Origin of the sequence: Streptomyces sp. NBC_00448 (assembly GCF_036014115.1) — a bacterium.
GTDB lineage: Bacteria > Actinomycetota > Actinomycetes > Streptomycetales > Streptomycetaceae > Actinacidiphila.
Genome location: NZ_CP107913.1, coordinates 3984241 through 4003785, shown reverse-complemented (window position 1 = coordinate 4003785; position 19545 = coordinate 3984241). Strand labels below are relative to the sequence as shown.

The 19545-nt window shown below is 72.8% G+C and carries 15 protein-coding genes and 1 pseudogene; 9 read left to right on the top strand and 7 right to left on the bottom strand.

Going from position 1 to position 19545, the window contains the following annotated elements:
* Positions 1-57: 57 nt before the first annotated feature.
* Complete coding sequence (locus tag OG370_RS16895; protein ID WP_328465085.1) at positions 58-2976, top strand: BTAD domain-containing putative transcriptional regulator; 2919 nt, start codon at positions 58-60, stop codon at positions 2974-2976.
* 119 nt (positions 2977-3095) lie between these two features.
* On the opposite strand, the gene OG370_RS16890 is transcribed toward OG370_RS16895, so the two are convergent.
* The 3 genes and pseudogenes from OG370_RS16890 to OG370_RS16880 form a co-directional block, all read right to left on the bottom strand.
* The gene (locus tag OG370_RS16890) at positions 3096-4775 is read right to left on the bottom strand and encodes a transporter (protein WP_328465083.1); all 1680 of its coding nucleotides are present in this window, start codon (positions 4773-4775) and stop codon (positions 3096-3098) included.
* Positions 4772-5659 carry an ABC transporter ATP-binding protein gene (locus OG370_RS16885; protein WP_328465081.1) on the bottom strand — a complete coding sequence of 296 codons (888 nt, stop codon included), beginning with the start codon at positions 5657-5659 and terminating at the stop codon, positions 4772-4774. The genes OG370_RS16890 and OG370_RS16885 overlap by 4 nt, the downstream gene beginning before the upstream one ends.
* Positions 5660-5877: 218 nt before the next feature.
* Positions 5878-6495, bottom strand: a pseudogene (locus OG370_RS16880) (bifunctional DNA primase/polymerase).
* A gap of 315 nt (positions 6496-6810) precedes the next feature.
* Here OG370_RS16880 and OG370_RS16875 point away from each other — a divergent pair.
* Together OG370_RS16875 and OG370_RS16870 are read left to right on the top strand one after the other, a co-directional pair.
* A complete protein-coding gene (locus OG370_RS16875; RefSeq protein WP_328465079.1) occupies positions 6811-8190 on the top strand; it encodes a transcriptional regulator in 1380 nt (459 codons plus the stop codon).
* A 242-nt stretch (positions 8191-8432) separates the two neighbouring features.
* Positions 8433-9878, top strand: coding sequence for a hypothetical protein (locus OG370_RS16870; RefSeq protein WP_328465077.1), 1446 nt, complete (start codon positions 8433-8435; stop codon positions 9876-9878).
* 42 nt (positions 9879-9920) lie between these two features.
* On the opposite strand, the gene OG370_RS16865 is transcribed toward OG370_RS16870, so the two are convergent.
* Positions 9921-11072 carry an ABC transporter substrate-binding protein gene (locus tag OG370_RS16865; protein WP_328465075.1) on the bottom strand — a complete coding sequence of 384 codons (1152 nt, stop codon included), beginning with the start codon at positions 11070-11072 and terminating at the stop codon, positions 9921-9923.
* A gap of 286 nt (positions 11073-11358) precedes the next feature.
* Here OG370_RS16865 and OG370_RS16860 point away from each other — a divergent pair, with 286 nt between their 5' ends.
* Positions 11359-11805 carry an SCO4402 family protein gene (locus tag OG370_RS16860; RefSeq protein WP_443060690.1) on the top strand — a complete coding sequence of 149 codons (447 nt, stop codon included), beginning with the start codon at positions 11359-11361 and terminating at the stop codon, positions 11803-11805.
* Positions 11806-11953: 148 nt separating this feature from the next.
* Positions 11954-12823 carry a formyltetrahydrofolate deformylase gene (gene purU, locus OG370_RS16855; protein WP_443060689.1) on the top strand — a complete coding sequence of 290 codons (870 nt, stop codon included), beginning with the start codon at positions 11954-11956 and terminating at the stop codon, positions 12821-12823.
* A 75-nt stretch (positions 12824-12898) separates the two neighbouring features.
* On the opposite strand, the gene OG370_RS16850 is transcribed toward purU, so the two are convergent.
* Positions 12899-14446 carry a hypothetical protein gene (locus tag OG370_RS16850; RefSeq protein WP_328465071.1) on the bottom strand — a complete coding sequence of 516 codons (1548 nt, stop codon included), beginning with the start codon at positions 14444-14446 and terminating at the stop codon, positions 12899-12901.
* The gene (locus OG370_RS16845) at positions 14443-15018 is read right to left on the bottom strand and encodes a sigma-70 family RNA polymerase sigma factor (protein ID WP_328465069.1); all 576 of its coding nucleotides are present in this window, start codon (positions 15016-15018) and stop codon (positions 14443-14445) included. Before OG370_RS16845 ends, OG370_RS16850 begins: the two co-directional genes overlap by 4 nt.
* A gap of 228 nt (positions 15019-15246) precedes the next feature.
* On the opposite strand from OG370_RS16845, the gene OG370_RS16840 reads away from it, so the two are divergent.
* The 3 genes from OG370_RS16840 to OG370_RS16830 all read left to right on the top strand — a co-directional run bounded on the left by OG370_RS16840 (position 15247) and on the right by OG370_RS16830 (position 17021).
* Complete coding sequence (locus OG370_RS16840) at positions 15247-15651, top strand: STAS domain-containing protein (RefSeq protein WP_328474181.1); 405 nt, start codon at positions 15247-15249, stop codon at positions 15649-15651.
* An 87-nt stretch (positions 15652-15738) separates the two neighbouring features.
* A complete protein-coding gene (locus OG370_RS16835; RefSeq protein WP_328465067.1) occupies positions 15739-16245 on the top strand; it encodes an O-acetyl-ADP-ribose deacetylase in 507 nt (168 codons plus the stop codon).
* Between the two features lie 359 nt (positions 16246-16604).
* Positions 16605-17021, top strand: a complete 417-nt coding sequence (locus OG370_RS16830; RefSeq protein WP_328465065.1) for an ATP-binding protein — start codon at positions 16605-16607, stop codon at positions 17019-17021.
* Between the two features lie 38 nt (positions 17022-17059).
* On the opposite strand, the gene OG370_RS16825 is transcribed toward OG370_RS16830, so the two are convergent.
* Positions 17060-18091 carry a GlxA family transcriptional regulator gene (locus tag OG370_RS16825; protein ID WP_328465063.1) on the bottom strand — a complete coding sequence of 344 codons (1032 nt, stop codon included), beginning with the start codon at positions 18089-18091 and terminating at the stop codon, positions 17060-17062.
* 71 nt (positions 18092-18162) lie between these two features.
* On the opposite strand from OG370_RS16825, the gene OG370_RS16820 reads away from it, so the two are divergent.
* Positions 18163-19521, top strand: a complete 1359-nt coding sequence (locus OG370_RS16820; protein WP_443060688.1) for an MFS transporter — start codon at positions 18163-18165, stop codon at positions 19519-19521.
* Positions 19522-19545 lie beyond the last annotated feature (24 nt).

The following is a 19545-nucleotide window of genomic DNA, read 5'->3' as shown; positions in this document are numbered from 1 at the left end:
AGCGGCGCGCGAACCGTACGACAAGGACCCGTACCACCGAAGGCAGAGGAAGCAGCCATGGCACGCACGACCGCCACGGGACGTAACCGCCCGCAGCAGGGCGGGGGAGCGGCCCAACCACCGCGCAGGCAGCGGACGTTCGGCGACATCGTGCGGGCGTTCGGGGCGTTCCTGGCGCTCGCGGTGCTGGTGGTGGCGGTGCCGGCCGCGCTGCTGATGTACATCGGGTCGCCGTTCCCGCACCACTTCAACTCCGACGTGCTCCAGCAACCGATCACCTCGGAGACGTTCGTCAACACGCTGGCGGTGCTGGTGTGGGTGGCGTGGGCGCAGTTCACCGCGTGCGTGCTGGTGGAGGCGAAGGCGGCGGTGTCCGGGGTCGGCATGCCCACCCGGGTGCCGGGCAGCGGCCCGAGCCAGTTGCTGGCACGGCAGTTGATCGCGGCGCTGCTGCTGGTCGGTGTGAGCACCGCGGGCCTGGTCCCGGGCCTCGCCCAACTCGGCCAGCAGCACTCGATGGAGAGCCAGGCCCGGCCCGGTGTGGCCGCGACCGCGCAGGCCACCCCCGGGCAGCAGGCGGCGGCCCATCAGGCCGCCGTGCAGCACCAGTCGGGGCCGAGCGCGTCCACCGCGCAGGGCGGCGGCCAGTCCACCCAGCAGGCGACGAAGTTCTACCGGATCAATCCGCCCGAGGGGCGGCACCACGACTCGCTGTGGGAGATAGCGCAGCGGCACCTCGGCGACGGCCGCCGCTACAAGGAGATCTACCAGCTCAACAAGGACCGCGTGCAGCCCGACGGTTCGCAGCTGTCGCAGGCCAGCCTGATCCGGCCCGGCTGGGTGCTGGAGATGCCCGCCGACGCGCACGGCGGCGACCTCGTCGAGATGCCCGTCGCGTCCCCGCACACCGCGCCCGACATCCTGCACTACGCCCAGCACGGCGGCGCGAAGGACACCACGGCCGAGGGCGCGCACGCCGCGCACCAGACCCCGGCGGGCGAGCAGGGCGGTTCGGGCGGCTCGGGCGGCGGTTCCGGCGGCGGTGCGCACGAGAGCGTCGCGGGCGGAGCGAGCGAGGTGGTCACCGGGCTCTCCGCGTCGCACGGCTTCGACCTGTCCGACGCGCTGATCGGCGCGCCGCTGCTCGCCGCGGGCCTGCTCGCCGCGCTGGGCCGGCGGCGGCGCACCGCGCTGTGGCAGTCGCTGACCGCGGGCGCGCTGCGCAGCCCGCGTACCCCGACCGGCGCGGAGGCCGACGTCGCGGACGCGCTGCGGATCGGTGCCGACCAGGACGCCGTCAACTTCCTGGACCGGGCGCTGCGTTCGCTGTCGGTCCGGCTCGACGCGGACGGCCGCAAGCTTCCCGTGGTGTACGCGGCCTGGCTCACCGAGGACGCGCTGCACCTGCAACTGGCCTGGCCGGACGGGCAGCCGCCGGCGCCCTGGCAGACCGGGCAGGACGAGACCTTCTGGCAGTTGGAGCGGGCCCGGCTGGTCGAGGACATCGACACCTCGGCGGCGGCCCCGTACCCGGGCCTGGCGGTGCTGGGCACCCTGGACGGCGCGCGGCTGCTGCTCAACCTCGAAGCGGTGCCCGGGATCGTGTCGCTGAGCGGCGCCAAGGCCGACCGCGAGGCCGTACTCGCCTCGGTCGCGGCCGAGTTGGCGACCAACGGCTGGTCGGACCGGATGACGGTCACGCTGGTCGGCTTCGCCCAGGACCTGACCGCGCTGGCGCCCGCGCGGGTGCGGCACATCGGCACGGTCGCCGAGGTCGTGGAGATCATGGCCGCGGAGACCGTGCAGCGCTCCGGGGCGCTGCGCACCGCGGGCCAGGACAGCGTGCTCACCGGCCGTACCGGCCGCGCCCAGCACACCCAGTGGGCGCCGCACCTGGTGCTGCTGGCCGCCGAGCCCTCGCCGGAGGAGGCGCAGCGGCTGGCCGAACTCGCCGCGGACGCAGGGCGGTTGGGCATCGGTTACCTGGTCGGCTCGGGCCGCACCGATCTGCCGGGCGCCGCATGGGAGTTGGAGATCACCCCGGCGGGGCGGCTGCTCGCGCCGCTGCTCGGCCTGGACATGAAGGCCCAGCTGCTGCCCAAGACGCAGTACGAGTCGGTGCTGCGGCTGTTCGCCGAGGCGGACGGCGACGGCCCCGGCCCGGAGGCGCCGCCGTTCCTGGTCGACCTCAGCGACCAGGGCCGCCCGGGGGTGTACGCGCGGCTGCTCGGCCCGTTCGAGGTGGTCGGCGTCGACGCGCCCGACCGGGAGCGCAGCGGCCTGCTGCACGAGGCGCTGGCGCTGCTGCTGCTGCACCGCGAGGGCGTGCACCCGCGGGTGCTGGCGTCCGCGCTGTGGCCGCGCGGGGTCACCGAGGACGTACGGGACGCGCTCATCGCCCGGCTGCGGGACTGGCTGGGCACCGACCCCGACGGCGGGGAGCGCCTCACCCTCGACGGCACCGGGCGGATCGTGCTCAGCACCACCGTCGTCTCGGACTGGGACGTCCTCCAGACGCTCCACCACGAGGCCACCGAGGGCCGCGCGGCGGGCGATCCGGCCGCCCGGCGCCGCCTGCTCACCGACGCCCTCTCGCTCGCCCGCGGCCGGCTCTTCGAGGACCGGGCGCCGGGCCGCTACGGCTGGCTCGGCCACGAGATCGTCGACGCGCAGCACCCGGTGCTGGTGGCGGAGATCGCGCTCGCGCTCGCCTCGCTCCACCTCGACGCGCACAAGCCGAAGGCGGCCGTCGCGGCGATCGAGACCGGCATGGCGATCTCACCCGACGACGAACGCCTCTGGCTGGCCTACCTGCGATCCGCCAACGCGACCGGCGATCCGGGACGGCTCGAGGCGGCTGCCGCGGCGCTCTTCGCCCGCGCCTCCGCCAACGGCCCGTCCAGGGGGCTGCCGCCACGGGTCGAGGCACTCCTGGACGAGCTGCTGCCCGTCTGGCGCGGCAGCATCGCCAACTGAAGTCCGTCGCGCACGGGAGTCTGTCGCGCACGGGAGTTCGCCGGCCGGGGTTGCCGCCGGCTGAGGTCGCGGCCGGCCGGCCGGCGGGTGCCCCCTGTTCGCAGGGGCACCCGGGCGCTTCAGGGGCGGGCGACGGCGGCGAGGATCTCCGGCAGCCGGTCGAGCAGCCGCGGCGCGGTGAACCGCAGGCTCGCCACCGACAGCGCGGCCGCGTACACCGCGCCGACCGGCAGCACCGTCCACAGCAGGGCGTGGTGTCCGGTCAGGTGCAAGGCGAGGTCCAGGCCCAGCACCGGCAGGCAGAAGGCGGAGGCGATCACGGACCCGCCCAGCGCGTTGAACGCCACCATGGAGCCGTTGCCGGGCGCGGCGTTCCCGAAGGCGTTGTCCTGCGCGACCGCGTACGGGAAGCGGACGCTCGCGTAGCCGCCGGTGGAAATCAGCGCACCGAGGAACGCGAAGGCCATCCCGAGGACTTCGGGCAGCGCCCCGGCCCTTCCCAGCAGCAGGGCGGTCGCGCAGGTCACCACGGTGACGTAGGGGAGGGCGACCACCGCGAGCATCAGGGCGCGGCCGCGCAGCTCGGACTCCGCGTCCTTGCGGGTGGTGATGGTCGCGACGACGGTCCAGAACGCGGAGTTGTCCATCCCGAACTGGTTGTACATCTGCATGCCGAGCAGGCCCGCGGTCCACAGGCACTGGTAGACCGAGCCGTGCTGGACGACCGCGACCAGCGGCAGCAGCAGGCCCACCGCGAGCCCGGTCGCCCAGGACGCGCGCAGTTTGGGATCGCGCGCGGCGTAGCGGAACTGGCGCTCCATCACGGTCGCGGTCCGGCCGGCCAGCGTGCGTTCGGGCAGCAGTCGTGAGAGCAGCGGCGCGCGGCCGCCGCCCCTGCGCACGGTGCTGTCGGGGGCGGGCTGGAGGGTGGAGGAGTCCGGCGACATCATCAGCCGGTACAGGGTGCGGTACCACCAGCGCAGCACCACGGCCAGCAGCGCGACGGCGAGCGCGAGTTGGGCCGCCGCCTGCCCGTACGCACCGTCGGAGACCGACCGCACCGCGTCGACCGCGGAGGCCGGCGGGACCCAGCGCAGTACCGAGGTGACCGAAGTGACCCGGTGCAGGCCGTGGTTGGAGGACAGGGAGCTGAGCCCGAGGTTGACCAGTTGCGCGCCGACGGCCACGATCAGCCCGCTGAGCAGCGCGAGGTCGCGGCCTTTACGGCTGGTCAGCAGCCGGGTGTTGGCCGCCGCGACGCCTCGGGAGACGGCCGCGCAGATCGCCAGCAGCAACGCCACCGCCGGCACCGCGACGACCGCGGCCGCCGCGCCGTGCGCCACCGCCACCACCGAACCGGTGCCCACCAGCAGCGTGAACAGCGGGCCGGCGCCGATCAGCGACGACGTCAGCAGCGCGGTGATCAGCGGGCGGGGGCGCAGCGGCAGCATCGCCAGCCGGGTCGGGTCCAGGGTGTCGTCGCCGCCGAAGAAGAACAGCGGCATCACCGCCCAGCCGATGGCCAGCACCGCCGCCATGGTGACGGCGGCGGCCGGCGCGTACTCGTTTCCGCGCAGGGCGATCATCCCGGCGCCGTTGCCCAGCGCGTAGAGCATCGCGAGGCCGACGCCGATGCACCAGCTCACGGTGCGGCCGCGGGACTGCCGGACTCCGTTGCGCAGCACGGCCAGTTTGAGGCGGACGAACGTCGCCGTCACCGGGGCGGCCCGGTCCGCGACGGACGGCGCGGGCGGAGAGGGCGGCGGCGACTCGGCGGTGAGCGGGCCCGCGCCGGTCATTTCGGGCCCCCGCCCAGCCAGTCCAGGTCACCGCCGGAGCGCCGGTCGGCGCCCACCAGCGACAGGAAGGCGTCCTGGAGGGTCGCCGCCTCGCCGCGCACCTCGGCGAGCGGGCCGTGCGCCACGATCCGTCCGGCCGCCATCACCGCGACCCAGTCGCACAGGCTCTCCACCAGCTCCATCACGTGGGAGGAGAACACCACGGTGCCGCCGGTGGCCGTGTACCGCTCCAGCACGCCGCGGATGACCTGCGCGGACACCGGGTCGACCCCCTCGAACGGCTCGTCCAGGAAGAGGACTTCGGGGTTGTGCAGCAGGGCCGCGGCGAGGCCGATCTTCTTGCGCATGCCCGTCGAGTAGTCCACGACGAGCTTGTGCTGCGAGGCGGACAGGTCCAGCACGTCCAGCAGTTGGGTGGCGCGCAGGTCCACGTCCTTGACCGGCAGGCCGCGCAGCCGACCGGTGAAGGTGAGCAGTTCGCGGCCCGACAGCCGCTCGAACAGTCGTAGTCCTTCCGGCAGCACGCCGATCCGGGACTTCACCTCGACCGGGTCGCTCCACACGTCGCGACCGACGATCTGCACCAGGCCCTCGTCGGGGCGCAGCAGCCCGGTCACCATCGACAGGGTCGTGGTCTTCCCCGCCCCGTTGGGCCCCACCAGGCCGGCGAAGCGGCCGGCCGGCAGCTCCAGGTCGATGCCCGCGACGGCCTCCTGCTCGCCGAACCGCTTGCGCAGGCCGCGCACCCGCAGCGCCGGCGGCACCCCCGACGGCTGCCGCGGCGGCTGCTCCAGCCCGGACCCGGCCGGGCCCGTCCGATCCCCGTAGTACGACGGGAGCCGCCGGCTGTCCGGCTCCCGCTCCGCACCGCGCGCCTCACCCATCGCACCGCACCTCTCCCGATCCCCGTCCATGCTCACCGCGACGCTTCTCCGGCCGCGTTCACCACGCGTGCGGCCACCCTATGTGCGACCACTGACAGTGACCGAAAGCCCGGGTGGCTTCCGGGAAGGACGGCGAAAACCGCTCGTGCGAGCGGTGTTGGGTTTGACGGCGAGCGCGGGGGGTAACACAAAGTCATCGGCTCGGTGCCGGGTCCTGCTCAGCGTAGGGCGCGGGTCTCCGCCGCCTCGCGCCCGCACGCGTACGCCAGCGGGCTCAGCACCTCGCCGACGTCCGGCAGCCACCGATTCGCCGCGGTCGGCCGGCGGGCCCACTACGCGCACCCTCCCGTGCCCATCCGGGTCGGCGGGGCGGCCACCCAGTAGCCTTCGCCGCGCGCCGTGAGGTCAAGCGCGTCCGGCGGCCGGCCGAGCGCGCCCAGCAGCCGGGGCACCTTCGCGCATGCCCAGGGCAGCACGAAGAACGCCATCCGGCGGGTGGGCGTGGAGATCACCGGGCCGAGCTGCACCTCCAGCCGCTCGATCCTGGCGAGCGCGTGGAAGCCCGCGCTCTCCGAGACCTCCAGCACATCGAAGGTGCGCCCCGTGGGCAGCAGCACCGAAGAACGCGGCTGCCCGGTCCACATCCTCCGCACCTCCGAGCCGTTGCCGCTCGCCTGGGTCGCCCAGTCCGCGCTGGTCGGATGGGCGCCGGGGGCGGGGCACGCCGCCGAGGCGCACGAACAGCGCGGTGCGCCCCCCGCGCTCGTCTCCAGCCACGTGCCGGGCAGCACCTCCCAGTGCCGCTCCTGCGCGTACGAGACCGCCGTGTCGAGCAGTTGGGTACCGCTGAGCTGGCGCGGAACCGCGGCGGTGCCTTCCACGCGCTGCACAACTGCCCACGTGGGCGCGGTTTACGGGCATCCGGCGCGGCTCGTCACCGCGCACCGCCGCTCATCGCCGGGCGCACGGAAGCATCTCCGGGGGCGCGTACGGGCACCTCGTCCGGAATCGGGTAGGAACCGGACGAGCGCCCGCCGGCCCGGCCGGCCCGGCGCCGCCAACGGCCTGGTACGGGTGAATTGCCGTCAATACGGGGTTTATCCGCCGGGGTTGGGGAAGGAAGACCCACGAAGAACGACAAGGGGGGATCGATGGCCGCACGACCACTCGTGGCGCGGCAGCCGAACGAGAGGCTCCAAGCACTGATCCAGGAGGCCGGCTGCTCCAACGCCGGCCTCGCACGCAGGGTGAACATGTGCGGGAGCGAACACGGCCTCGACCTGCGATACGACAAGACATCCGTGGCCCGCTGGCTGCGCGGGCAGCAGCCGCGCGGGCGCGCCCCGGGCATCGTCGCCGAGGCGCTGGGCCGCAAGCTCGGCCGCGCGGTGTCCATCGACGAGATCGGCATGGCCAACGGGCGGAACCTCGCCACCGGCATCGGACTGCACTTCGCGCCCACCGTGCTCGGCGCGATCGAGCAGGTCTGCGAGTTGTGGCGCAGCGACGTCGGCCGGCGCGACTTCCTCACCGGCTCCACCGTCGCCGCCTCCGCACTCGTCGAGCCCAGCAGGGACTGGCTGATCACCCGCCCCGACCAGGGCGTGGCGCGCAACGGCGGGGCCAGGGTGGGGATGTCCGACGTCGAGGCGGTCAAGGCCACCACCCAGGCGCTCACCGACCTCGACCACCGCTTCGGCAGCGGCCATTGCCGCCCGGTCGTCGTGCACTACCTCAACAGCGTGGTCTCCGGGCTGCTCGCCGGCAGCTACCGCGAGTCGGTCGGGCGCGAACTCTTCTCCGCCGTCGCCCGGTTGACCGAGCTGGCCGGATACATGGCGGTCGACACCGGCCAACCCGGCCTCGCCCAGCGGTATTACATCCAGGCGCTGCGGCTGGCCCAGGCGGCCGGCGACCGCGCCTACGGCGGATACATCCTGGCCGCGAGCATGAGCCATCTCGCCGCCTCGCTCGGAAACCCCCGCGAGATCGCCCAACTCGCCCGCGCCGCCCAGGAAGGCGCCCGCGGTCAGGTCACCGCCACCGTCGAGGCGATGTTCCACGCCGCCGAGGCGCGCGGCCACGCCCTGCTCGGCGACGCCCGCACCTTCGCCACCGTCGCCGGGCTCGCGCTCGACGCGATGGACCGTTCGGAGCCGGACCAGGACCCGCCGTGGATCGCCCACTTCGACCACGCCTACCTGGCCGACGAGTTGGCGCACTGCCACCGCGACCTCGGCCAGGCCGAGCCCGCCGCCCGCCGTGCGGAGGAGGCGCTGGCCGCCCACCCGGCCACCCGCGCCCGCCGCCGCGCGATCGACCTGCTGCTGCTCGCCGACACCCAGGTGCAGCAGCGCGAACTGGACGCGGCCTGCCAGACCGGCGAGGAGGCCGTCGTCCTGCTGTCCGGGCTGCGCTCCAACCGCGGCGCTGAGTATCTGGACGACTTCCGCCGTCGCCTGGAGCCGTTCGCCGGTGAGCCGGTGGTGCGCGCCTTCCACGCTCGGCTGGACGAACGGGAGGCGGCCTGAAGGTGACATAGGGGTGCCGCCCGCCCCCGCATGCCGAATCGTTACCGGACCGACACTCCACGCCCACATGGCGGTCAAAGCGCTGCGCAGACCCGCCGAGCCCAGCGCCCGCGCCAGTAGCCGCCCCGTTGCCCAAGTGTGAGGTGACGCTCACCTGTTCATGAGCGGGGGCGGCGCTCAGCGGGACCCGGTAGCGTTGGCCGACGGTTTGCACGGTAGGCCAGAGTCAGGAGTGGGCGGCGATGCACAGCAGCGGACGCGGCGAGGATTCGCCCGAAGCGTACCGGGGCGTCGTGCTCCCCTCGGGCCGGCAGCAGCCGCCACTGCAGTACGGCGAGCATGTCCAGCCGGCGGGCGGCACCCCGTGGGGCGCGCCCGACGGCCCGCCGGCCGCCGAGCCCGCCGACGCCACGCAGATGCTGCCGCCCTACCCCGGCGGCGACCCGCTCGGGCCGCCCGCGCAGCCCCCCGCGCCGCTTCCCGCGCCCCCGATAGCCGACGCCACGCAGATGCTGCCGCCCTACCCCGGTGACGCCCCGGCACCACCGCTGCCGCCGGTGCCGCCGCAGGCCCCGCCGCCCTCGTACATACCCGACCCCTCTCCGGCCGAGGCGACCCAGGCGCTGCCCTTCTTCCAGGACCAGCAGGACCACCCGGGCGGCTACGACCAGCAGACCGGCTACGAACAGCAGGGATACGGCCAGGCGCCGTACGAACAGCCCGGCGGCTACGACCAGTACCCGAACCCGGGCGGCCCGTCGTACGGCGGCCAGGAGCAGCACCCCGGCCAGTACGGCGGTTTCGAGGAGGAGCAGCCGCAGCCCGGCCCCGGGCACGACAGCGACTACGACCACCTCTTCCGGCATGACGTGCCGAGCCCGGCGCCGATGCGGCCGCGCATCATCCAGCCGCCGGACCGCCGGCAGCCCGCCCAGCAGCCCTACCCGCAGGGCCCCGGCGGCGGTCCCCAGGAGCCCGGCTACGGCCCGGAGCGGGACTACGGCTACGACGATGGCGGTGAAGGCAGGCGCCGGATGTCGCCGAAGGCGCTGATCGGCGTCGTGGTCGGCGGCTGCGTGGTGGCCGGCCTGGTGGTCGGCGCGCTGCTCAACTCCGGCGGCGGCGGTGGCGGCGGCAAGACCGGCACCGTGGCCGACTCGTCGAGCGCCTCGCCCGCGCCCGGCACCTCCGCGGGCGCCAAGCCCGGCGCCTCCGACGGCGCCGACGACGCCGCCAAGCAGCAGGCGTCCGCGCTGGACTCGCTGCTCAACACCAGTGACGCCAGCCGCAGTTCCGTGGTGAGCGCGGTCGCGTCCATCAGGAGCTGCAGCAACCTGCCCGGCGCCGCCGGCGACCTGCACACCGCCGCCGACCGGCGCAAGTCCCTGGTCACCCAGCTCGCCAAGCTGCCCCTGGACCAGCTGCCCGACCACGACGCCCTGAGCACCGCGCTCACCAAGGCGTGGCAGGCGTCCTCCGCCGCCGACACCCACTACGCGAACTGGGCCGGCCAGGCGCAGAAGAACCACAAGGTCTGCCACGGCGGCCACGCCAAGAACACCAGCGAGACGCAGGCCGGCGACCGGGAGAGCGGCACCGCCACCACCGAGAAGAAGAAGGCGGTCAAGCTCTGGAACGCGATCGCCAAGAAGTACGGCCTCACCCAGCGGCAGTACTCCCAGCTCTGACGGCTCAGCTCTGACGGCTCAGCTCTGACGGCTGCCGGCCGGCTACTGGCCGTCCCGCTTGAGCGGGGCGTACGACGCGGGCTTGAGCGTCTTGGTCACGTTCACGAAACCGGGCTGCGCCTGGACCAGGCGGCCCTGCCGCACCTTCTGGTAGACGATGTCGGCGTTGACCATCCGCGGGTGGTCGGGGATGTTCAGCAGGTCGGCGTCGGTCCAGCCGAGGTCGGGGGTGAGGCCGCCGGTCGACAGCTTCGTGGTCGCGTCCATCGCCCGCCGCACGCTGTCCGCGGTGATCTTCGTCTTGTCGTCCATCGCGCGCACCACCTTGGCGAACACGGAGTACGCGATCCACGTGGTCTGCACCCCGGGGTCGGCCACGTCGATCGTGTCGTCGCCGAACGCGTACTTGCTGATCACCGACTTCATCTCGTCCCACTTGGGGTCCGAGGCCGGCGGGTACCAGTCGGCGATCTTCGCGCCTTCCAGCGGGCTCTTCGCGCCGCCGCTCGCGTCCACCACGGACTGCTGCACGCTGCCGATCACCGAGGAGAGCTGCACCTTCGGCTGCACGTCGCCGATCCGGCGCAAGGAGTCGAAGAAGGTGCTGGTGTGGTCGCCGAGCACCGCGGACACGCAGGTGGACGCCTTGTCGTCGCCGACCGCCTGGGTCGCGACGTCGGTGTAGTCGGTCGAGTCGTCCTTGGCGAGGATGTCCTCCACCGGGTGCTTGCCCTCCTCCTTGAGCCCCTGGTCGAGGAAGATCGGGAACTGGTCGCCGGTGATCGAGTCCGGCCGCACCAGCGCGACCTTCTTGCAGCTCTGCGCGAGTTGCAGCCCGCTGCCGGCCAGCAGCGCCGGCAGCCCGCCGTTGATCGGGTACGACATCAGGGACTGGTACTCGTCCTCGGTGATCCCGTAGCCGCCGATGTACGGGATGTCGTCGCCCTCCAGCGCGGAGATGAAGCTGCTGCCCTCCTCGCTGTACGACCCGACGACGGCGACCGCGCCCGCGTCGGCGGCCTGCTTGGCGCATTCGGTGACCGTGACCGCGTCGTCGCGCTCGTTGCAGGTGAGCACCTTCAGCTTGCGGCCGTGCAGCCCGCCCTGGTCGTTGACGTAGCTCTCGACGGCCTTGGCCATCCCCAGCATGCCGGGCATGTTGGTGGCGTTGGTGCCTACCGGCGCCCATGTCATCACCACGATCGGCCCCGGGGAGCCCCCCGCGTTCCCCGGAAGGACACCACACCCGCTGACCAGCGCGGATACGGCGAGTAGTGGGACGGCGGCACGCCGGAGCGCGCCCCTGCGACGGTCAGTCATATCAATGGAAGATTCCGCTTCCGGCTCAACGGCCGGGTGACCGGATGCCAACGCCCGGTCACGTTCGGGTGAATTACAGGTGTCGCCGATCGGGTGCGTACGATCGTGCGCTGTGCAAGGTTCGGAGAAGTCTTCCCGTCGCGGCCGTCACTCCTCCACGATGGGTGGCATGCCCCTCAATGACATGCCGTGGTGGCGCTGGCGCAGCAATGTGCGCTCCGCGCTGCACATGATCAGCGACCCCGTCTTCCAGATGGAGGTGTGGCGGACCGGCCGCGAGGGATACGGCGATGTCACCGACGCCGTCTACCGCCTGGTCGAGGACACCTGGCTCGACAACTGGTCCGCCGAGAAGTACGTCGGCACGATCTTCCGCGACGCGCAGGAGGCCGCGCTGGTCGACGTGGCCGTGCTGCGCGTGCTGAAGATCCTGCACCAGGTGGGCGCCGACGCCCCCGCGGTCGCCTACCTCGACCACTCGGCCTGGCCGGAGGCGGTGCACGCGGCCCGCGAGGCGCACGTACGGCTGGCGTCGGCCGACGGCGAGGACCCGGACGTCCCGCCGCGCTCGCTCGAGGTGCTGGCGATCTACAACCGGACGGCGTGACCCCGGCGAGTGTCGTGACCACGTGAACGCGTGACCACGTGTACGCGTGACCACGTGTACGCGTGACCACGCGGCCGTGACGGCGTGATCGGGTCCGTGTGCCGGACACCCGCGCCCTCGGCTGCCTGCTTGTGCCAGGCTGGCGCCTGTGAACGAACAGCAGTCGCAGCCCCCGCAGTACGTCCTCACGCTGTCGTGCCCCGACAAGCAGGGCATCGTGCACGCGGTCTCCAGCTACCTCTTCATGACCGGGTGCAACATCGTCGACAGCCAGCAGTTCGGCGACCAGGGCACCGGGCTGTTCTTCATGCGGGTGCACTTCTCCGCCGAGCCCGAGGTGAACGTCGACAAGCTGCGGGCCAGCTTCGCCGCGGTGGGCGACGCCTACCACATGGACTGGCACATCCACCCGTCCGCGGAGCGGATGCGGATCGTGCTGATGGTCAGCAGGTTCGGCCACTGCCTCAACGACCTGCTCTTCCGCGCCAGCACCGGCGCGCTGCCGGTCGAGGTCGCCGCCGTCGTCTCCAACCACACCGACTTCCGCGCCCTCGTCGAGTCCTACCACGTGCCCTTCCACCACATCCCGGTCACCAAGGACACCAAGTCCGACGCCGAGGCGCGGCTGCTGGAGATCGTGGCGGCGGAGAACGTCGAACTGGTGGTGCTCGCCCGCTACATGCAGGTCCTCTCGGACGACCTGTGCCGGAAACTGTCCGGCCGGATCATCAACATCCACCACTCCTTCCTGCCGAGCTTCAAGGGCGCCAAGCCGTACCACCAGGCGCACGACCGCGGTGTGAAGCTGATCGGCGCGACCGCGCACTACGTGACGGCGGATCTCGACGAGGGCCCGATCATCGAGCAGGAGGTCGAGCGGGTCGGCCACGGGGTCACCCCGGAGCAACTCGTCGCGATCGGCCGGGACGTGGAGTGCCAGGCGCTGGCGCGGGCGGTGAAGTGGCACAGCGAGCACCGGGTGCTGCTCAACGGCGGCCGGACCGTGGTGTTCGGGTAGCGGGTAACCGGTGGCTGAGGCGGGTCCGCAACTCCTCAGGTCCTCAGGCCCTCACGTCTTCGGGACGTGACGACCTCAGAGCCGGGACAGCGCCGCGGTCGCGTACAGCACGTCCCGGATCGCCGCCCGGTCGCCGGCCTTGCCCGCCGCCACGCGCTCCGGCACCACGTGCCCCGTGGCGAGCTGGCAGAACTCCAGGCTGTCCATCGCCACATGCGCCACCTGGTGGTCGGGCGAGGCCACCGCGCCCGGCGAGTCGAGCGCCAGCAACCACTCGCCGCCACCGTCGCCCTCGATCTCGAGCTTGAGGGAACGCCCGGGCGAGCCCGCGGCGACCAGCCGTGCCGGCGACGTGGCCAGCCCGGCCCGGCGCCGTGCGGCGAGCGCCCGGGTCAGCTTGCCGGCGGTCAGGCCGACGATCTGCCGCATGTGGCCCTCGGCGGGCGTGTCGTACGGGTAGTCCACCGCCTCGGCGATGTCCGTGGCGTGCGTCCAGCACGCGAAGGCGCGGTCCACGAACGCGTCCTGGAAGGGCAGTTCGAAGTCGCCGTGGTCCACCGGGAGGCCCGCGACCCCCTCGCCCGCGAACGCGATCGTCCGCACCAGCCGGTGGCTCTGCTCGCGCCACAGCAGGCGGAGTGTCGCGCCCGGCAGGTCCTGGTGGGCGGCCCAGTGCGCGGCCGTGCGCGCCGCGGGTGAGCGCGGCAACTCGATCTCCTCGGCGGCATGGCTCAGGCGTACCGGCCGCGGCCGGTCGAGACCGTAGCGTTCGGTGGCGTCGTCGGCCGCCGTCTCGATGCTCTGCTGCGGCAGCCCGAGGGCCCGGCCGACCAGGCCGTCCACGGCGATCAGGTGCGCGATGACCTGGCCGACGGTGAACTCCCGTGTCACCGGGGCGCCGTCGAACCACTGCAACCGCACCGGCGCGGTCCAGTAGCCGTCACCCAGATCGCGCAGCAGCGCGTCCAGCCGGGCGGCCTCCGCGTCGTAGGGCCCGGCCCACTCCGGTACCGGGATGCGCGCCGGACGCCGCCCGAGGCACCCTTCGAGCACCCGCGCCCGCAGCAGCGGGTCGAGGTCCAGCGAATCCTCCTGGTGCAGCAGGCCGACCGCGTCCCGCAGCCGCAGCGCCTCCTCGGCGCAGCTCGCGCAGTCCGTCAGGTGCACCTCGACGGCAAGGGTCTCGTCGCGGGAGCAGGCCGCCAGTGCCCAGGCACCCAGCAGCGACTTGAGGGTGCCGTGGTCGTACGGCGGCACGCGGACGGTGGTCACGGCCGAGGCCGTCGCCGGGCTGATGCGGGGCAGGTGGGGCAGGTGCGGCACAGGCGGGTCCGCCCCGTCGGTCGGTTCGGGAGGTTCGGTCGGTTCGGGAGATTCGGGGGACCCGGAGGAGCCGGTCGGCCGCGGCGGGCCGAGAAAGGCAGGCGCGGTTTCGGCCGGGGAGCCGGTGGCAGGCCCGGCAGGCGTACCGGGGCCGGGCGACTGCGGGCCGATGGAGCCGAAGGGCACGTCATCGGGCGCGTCGTGCTGTTCGCGCTGGGCGGGGACGCGGGCGCGGCGCCCGTCTCCGCGGCCGCCGTCGTCGGGCGGGCCGTCGCCGTCGTGGTACGTCGGGCCGCTCACCGCTCGCCTCGCTTGGTGCTCTGCTCGAACGACGCCTCGGCCTGCTCGTCGGGCTCCATCGCGGTGGACAGCAACTGCAGGCCCAACCGCAGCCTGCGGCGGGCCTCGTCCTCGCTGACCCCGAGATCGGCCGCCGCGGCGCGGTAGTCCAGCCGTTCCCGGTAGGCGAGTTCGAGGGCGGCGCGCAGCGGAGCCGGCATCGATGTCACGATGAAGTCGGCGCGCGCCGCGGTGTTGGCCTCGCGCACGCGTGCCTCCAGCACGTCGGGGTTGGTCCGGCCGCGGTTCGCGTACTGGCGCAACCGGTGCACCGCGTGCCGCTGGGTGAGCGCGGCGATCCACGACCGCAGCGAACCGTACTTCGGCTCGTAGGCGTCCGGGTTCTCCCAGACGTAGCCGAACACTTCGCGGGTGATCTGGTCCGCCGCGTCGTCGTCGTCGGTCACCCGGTGCGCGAGACCGTGGACCAGGGAGGCGTAACGGTCGTACAGCTCACCGAGTGCCGCCTCCTCGCCCCGCGCCAGCCGCTGCTGCATCTTGCGGTCCCAGCGCGGCGGTGCGGGTGTCGCCATCTCCCGGCCCCCTTGCGTCGTCCGGCCCGTGCCTGCGTCCCCGACGTTACCGGGCACCCACGAGGGTGTACGCGGCATTGCACCAACCTGACACCGGATGCGACCGCTTCTGTCGGTCTGTTATGCGGGTGTGACCAGAAGATTGCGGGGTTGCGACCGGGAGCGGGCATAGGGTCGTAGGACGGGAGAATCCAAGTCGACGGCGAGGCGAGGTGGGAACCGGTGCTGGTGACCCAGGCCGAGCGGGACGGCTGGGCGGTGGTCACGGTCGCGGGGGAGATGGACCTGATCTCCTCGCCAGCGGTCCGGCAGAAGGTGCATGAAGCGGTCGCCGACGGGCGGCGCAGCCTGGTGCTCGACCTCGCCGGGGTGCGGTTCTGCGACTCCAGCGGGGTGGGCGTGCTGATCGGCGCCCGACGGCTGATGCGGTCCTGCGCGGGGCGGCTGCGGATCGTGCTGCCGCGGGAGGACGACGAGGGCGCGCCGTCCGGATCGTCCGGGCAACTCGGCGGCCACGGCGGGGAAGCGCACGTCAACCGGGTGCTGGCCGCGCTCGGGGTGCGCCGGCTGTTCGAGGTCTACCCGGACCTGGACGCGGCCACCGACGACACCGCCAGGCCGCTGTCCGCCTGAGCGCAGCGCTTCGCGGGCGGGCGGCCGCGACGCCGGGCCCGCGTTATCCAGTACGTGGCCGGCGCGGGGTGACCGAGGATGGCCCCCATGACCCTTATCGCCTTCGTACGCGGCGACATCACCGAGGAACCGGTCGACGCGGTGGTCAACGCCGCGAACTCCTCCCTGCTCGGCGGTGGCGGCGTGGACGGCGCCATCCACCGCAAGGGCGGCCCCGAGATCCTGTCCGCCTGCCGCGACCTGCGGGCGTCGCACTACGGTCGCGGGCTGCCCACCGGCCAGGCCGTCGCCACCACCGCGGGACGGCTGCCGGCACGCTGGGTCGTCCACACCGTCGGCCCGGTCTGGCGGGCGGGGGAGGACCGTTCCGAACTCCTCGCTTCCTGCTACCGGGAGTCGCTGTGCGTAGCCGACGAACTGGGCGCCGCCACCGTCGCCTTCCCCGCCATCTCCACCGGCGTCTACGGCTGGCCGATCGACGACGGCGCCCGCATCGCCGTACAGACCGTGCGCGCGGCCTCCACCTCCGTCACGGAGGTGCGCTTCGTCCTCTTCGACGATGTCGCTTATGAGGCATTTACGGCTTACGGGTAAACCAATCGTGGGGTGCTCGGCGTGGTCACGGAGCGTCCGCGGCGGGTTGTGTCCGATGCGTGACTTGTTACGCGGTGGAGTCGGGGTGGTCCTCAGGTACGCTCCATCGGGTGCGCGTACGTTCCAGGCTTCCCCAGGGAGCCGCTCGGCTGGTCCGAAGCGGTTCCGTGCCTGGCTGCGCGATCCCTGACCGGATGCGGCGCACAGTATGCGGTACGCCCGCTCCGTTGCGAGGGAATATGCCCGAAGCGCTTGTTGGAGTACCAGTCGGTCGACCAGGCTATGTGACGTCTGTGTCACATACAGTGACGACGGGCAGGCGTGAGACGTCGGGTCAGCCGGTTCGGATGGTGTGAGCAGTGCAGATGCTTCAGATGCAGCTGGAGGTCGGTGTCGACCCGGCGGAGGTCGGACGCGCCCGCCGCTGGGCGAGGTCGCGACTGGTGGGCTCCGGGATAGGAGCCGACGAACCGGTCGCCGAGACGCTGCTCCTGCTCATCTCCGAACTCGTCACCAACGCCGTCGTGCACACCGGCTGTCCGGCCGTGCTGCGCATGCTCTTCCCTGCCGCGCCGGCCGCTCCGGTACGGGTCGAGGTCGCCGACGCCAGCGTCCTGCCGCCCGCCCCGCGTCATGCCAACCGCGACGAGACCGGTGGCCGCGGCCTGGAACTGGTCGACGGCCTCGCCGATCGCTGGGGCTGGCACCCGGAAGGCGCGGGCAAGCAGATCTGGTGCGAGGTCGACCGAGGCGCGGCCACCGCGGTCCTGACCTGACCCTTTCGCCTCATCCGGTCCGCCGGGCCGGCCGCGCTCTAACCGCGCGCCGACGTCTGGAACGTCCGCCGGTACACCGTCGGTGACACACCCAGCGCGCTCTGGATGTGCTGCCGCAGCGACGCACCCGTCCCGAACCCCGCCTCCCGCGCGATCTGGTCCACCCCGAGATCGGTCGACTCCAGCAACTGCCGCGCCCGCTCGATCCGCTGCTGCGTCAGCCACTGCCCCGGACTCAGCCCCACCTCCTCCCGGAACCGCCGCGTGAACGTCCGTACGCTCATCGCCTCCCGCTCCGCGAGCTGCCGCAACGTCACCGGCTGCTCCAGCCGCTCCAACGCCCATGCCCTGGCCCGCTCGGTGCCCGCCAACTGCGGCTCGGGCAGCGGCCGCCGGATGTACTGCGCCTGACCGCCCTCCCGATGCGGCGGCACCACCGTCCGGCGGGCCACCCCGTTCGCCACCGCGGTGCCGAAGTCCCGCCGCACGATGTGCAGACACACGTCGATCCCCGCCGCCACCCCCGCCGAGGTGAGCACGTCGCCGTCGTCCACATACAGCACGTCCGGGTCCACCCGCACCCGCGGGAAGAGCCGTTGGAAGTGGTCCGCGCTGCGCCAGTGCGTGGTCGCCGGCCGCCCGTCCAGCAATCCCGCCGCCGCCAGCAGGAACGATCCCGTGCAGATCGACACCACCCGCGTACCCGGCCGGATCACGTCGAACGCCGCCCTCAGCTCCGCGCTGAGCCGACCCTCCTCGTAGACGTCCTCCATCTCGTGTGACGCCGGCACCACCACCGTGTCCGCCTCCGCCAGCGCTTCCATGCCGTGCTCGACCGTGATCGTGAAGTCCGCGTCCGTCCGCACCGGACCCGGGCGCACGCTGCACGTCACCACCTCATACAGCGCGGGGCCGCCCTCTTCCCGCTCCTGGCTCCTCGCGGCCCCGAAAATCCGCAGCGGGATGCCGAGTTCGAACGGGATCACCCCGTCGAGCACGAATACCGCCACCCGGTGCCGCCCACCGCCGCCGAACACCCGGGACCGCGGGAGAATCCGAGAATCTGCCATGGCCCGATTCTTTCACACCATGGCCCTCGGGCCACTCGTCACCGGGGAGCTCTCCTCGGAGACTGAGCACCGTGACGCAGACATCTCGCACTCCCGCGCCCGCCGACGGCCCAGCCGCGCCCACCGGCTCCGCCACACCCGGCGACGCCGCCGGGACGCGCCGGCACCCGCGCCCGCGACCGCACCGCGCCTGGGCGGTTGCCGCCGTCACGTTCGTGACCATCATCGGTTCTGCCGCATTCGCCTCCCTTCCCGGACTTCTGATCGACCCGCTGCACAGCGAGTTCGGCTGGTCGCGCGCGATGATCGGGTTCGCCGTCTCCATCAACCTCGCGCTGTACGGGCTGACGGCGCCGTTCGCCGCCGCGCTGATGGACCGCTTCGGCATCCGGCGCGTCGTCGCCTGCGCGCTGCTGACGATCGCACTCGGCGCCGGACTCACCGTCTACATGACCCAGGTCTGGCAACTGGTGCTCTGCTGGGGTGTCTTGGTGGGTCTGGGCAGCGGTTCGATGGCACTCGCGTTCGCCGCGACCGTCGCCAACCGCTGGTTCGTCGCCCGCCGCGGCCTGGTCACCGGCATCCTCACCGCCGGTGGCGCCGCCGGGCAGTTGGTCTTCCTCCCTCTCCTTTCATGGATCACCGAACACCACGGCTGGCGTCCTGCCGCCGCGACGGTCGCCTTCGCGGCACTCGCCGTCGTGCCCTTCGTCTGGCTACTGTTGCGCGACCACCCCGCGGACGTCGGTGTGGCCCCCTACGGCGCGGCGGAGTTCACGCCCAAGCCCCCGCCGGTCGCAGGGGCGGCCGGTCGTGCGCTGCGGGCCCTTCTCCAGGCGGCACGCGGCGGTACCTTCTGGCTGCTGGCCGGCAGCTTCGCGATCTGCGGTGCGTCGACCAACGGTCTGGTGAAGACCCACTTCGTGCCCGCCGCGCACGACCACGGGCTCCCGGTGACGACCGCGGCGTCCCTGCTCGCCGTCATCGGGGTGTTCGACATCGCGGGCACGGTGGCCTCCGGATGGTTCACCGACCGCCTGTCGCCGAGGCGGCTGCTCGCGATCTACTACGGACTGCGTGGACTCTCCCTGATGTTCCTCCCGATGCTGTTCTCGGACAGCATCCACCCCTCGATGGTGCTGTTCATCGTCTTCTACGGCCTCGACTGGGTGGCGACGGTGCCGCCGACCATCGCGCTGTGCCGTGAGCACTACGGCGAGAGCAGCGCGATCGTCTTCGGCTGGGTGCTCGCGGCCCACCAGATCGGTGCGGCCCTGGTCGCCTACCTCGGCGGGGTGGCGCGTGACGCGCTCGGTTCCTATGACGTCGTCTGGTACACCTCCGGAGCGTTGTGCGCGGTGGCCGCGCTGATGTCCCTGGTCGTCCGCCATCGGCCGGTCGCCGCGCCCGTGATGGCGGTTACTGGATGAACGCCCCGAATGTCTGTGCTAGTT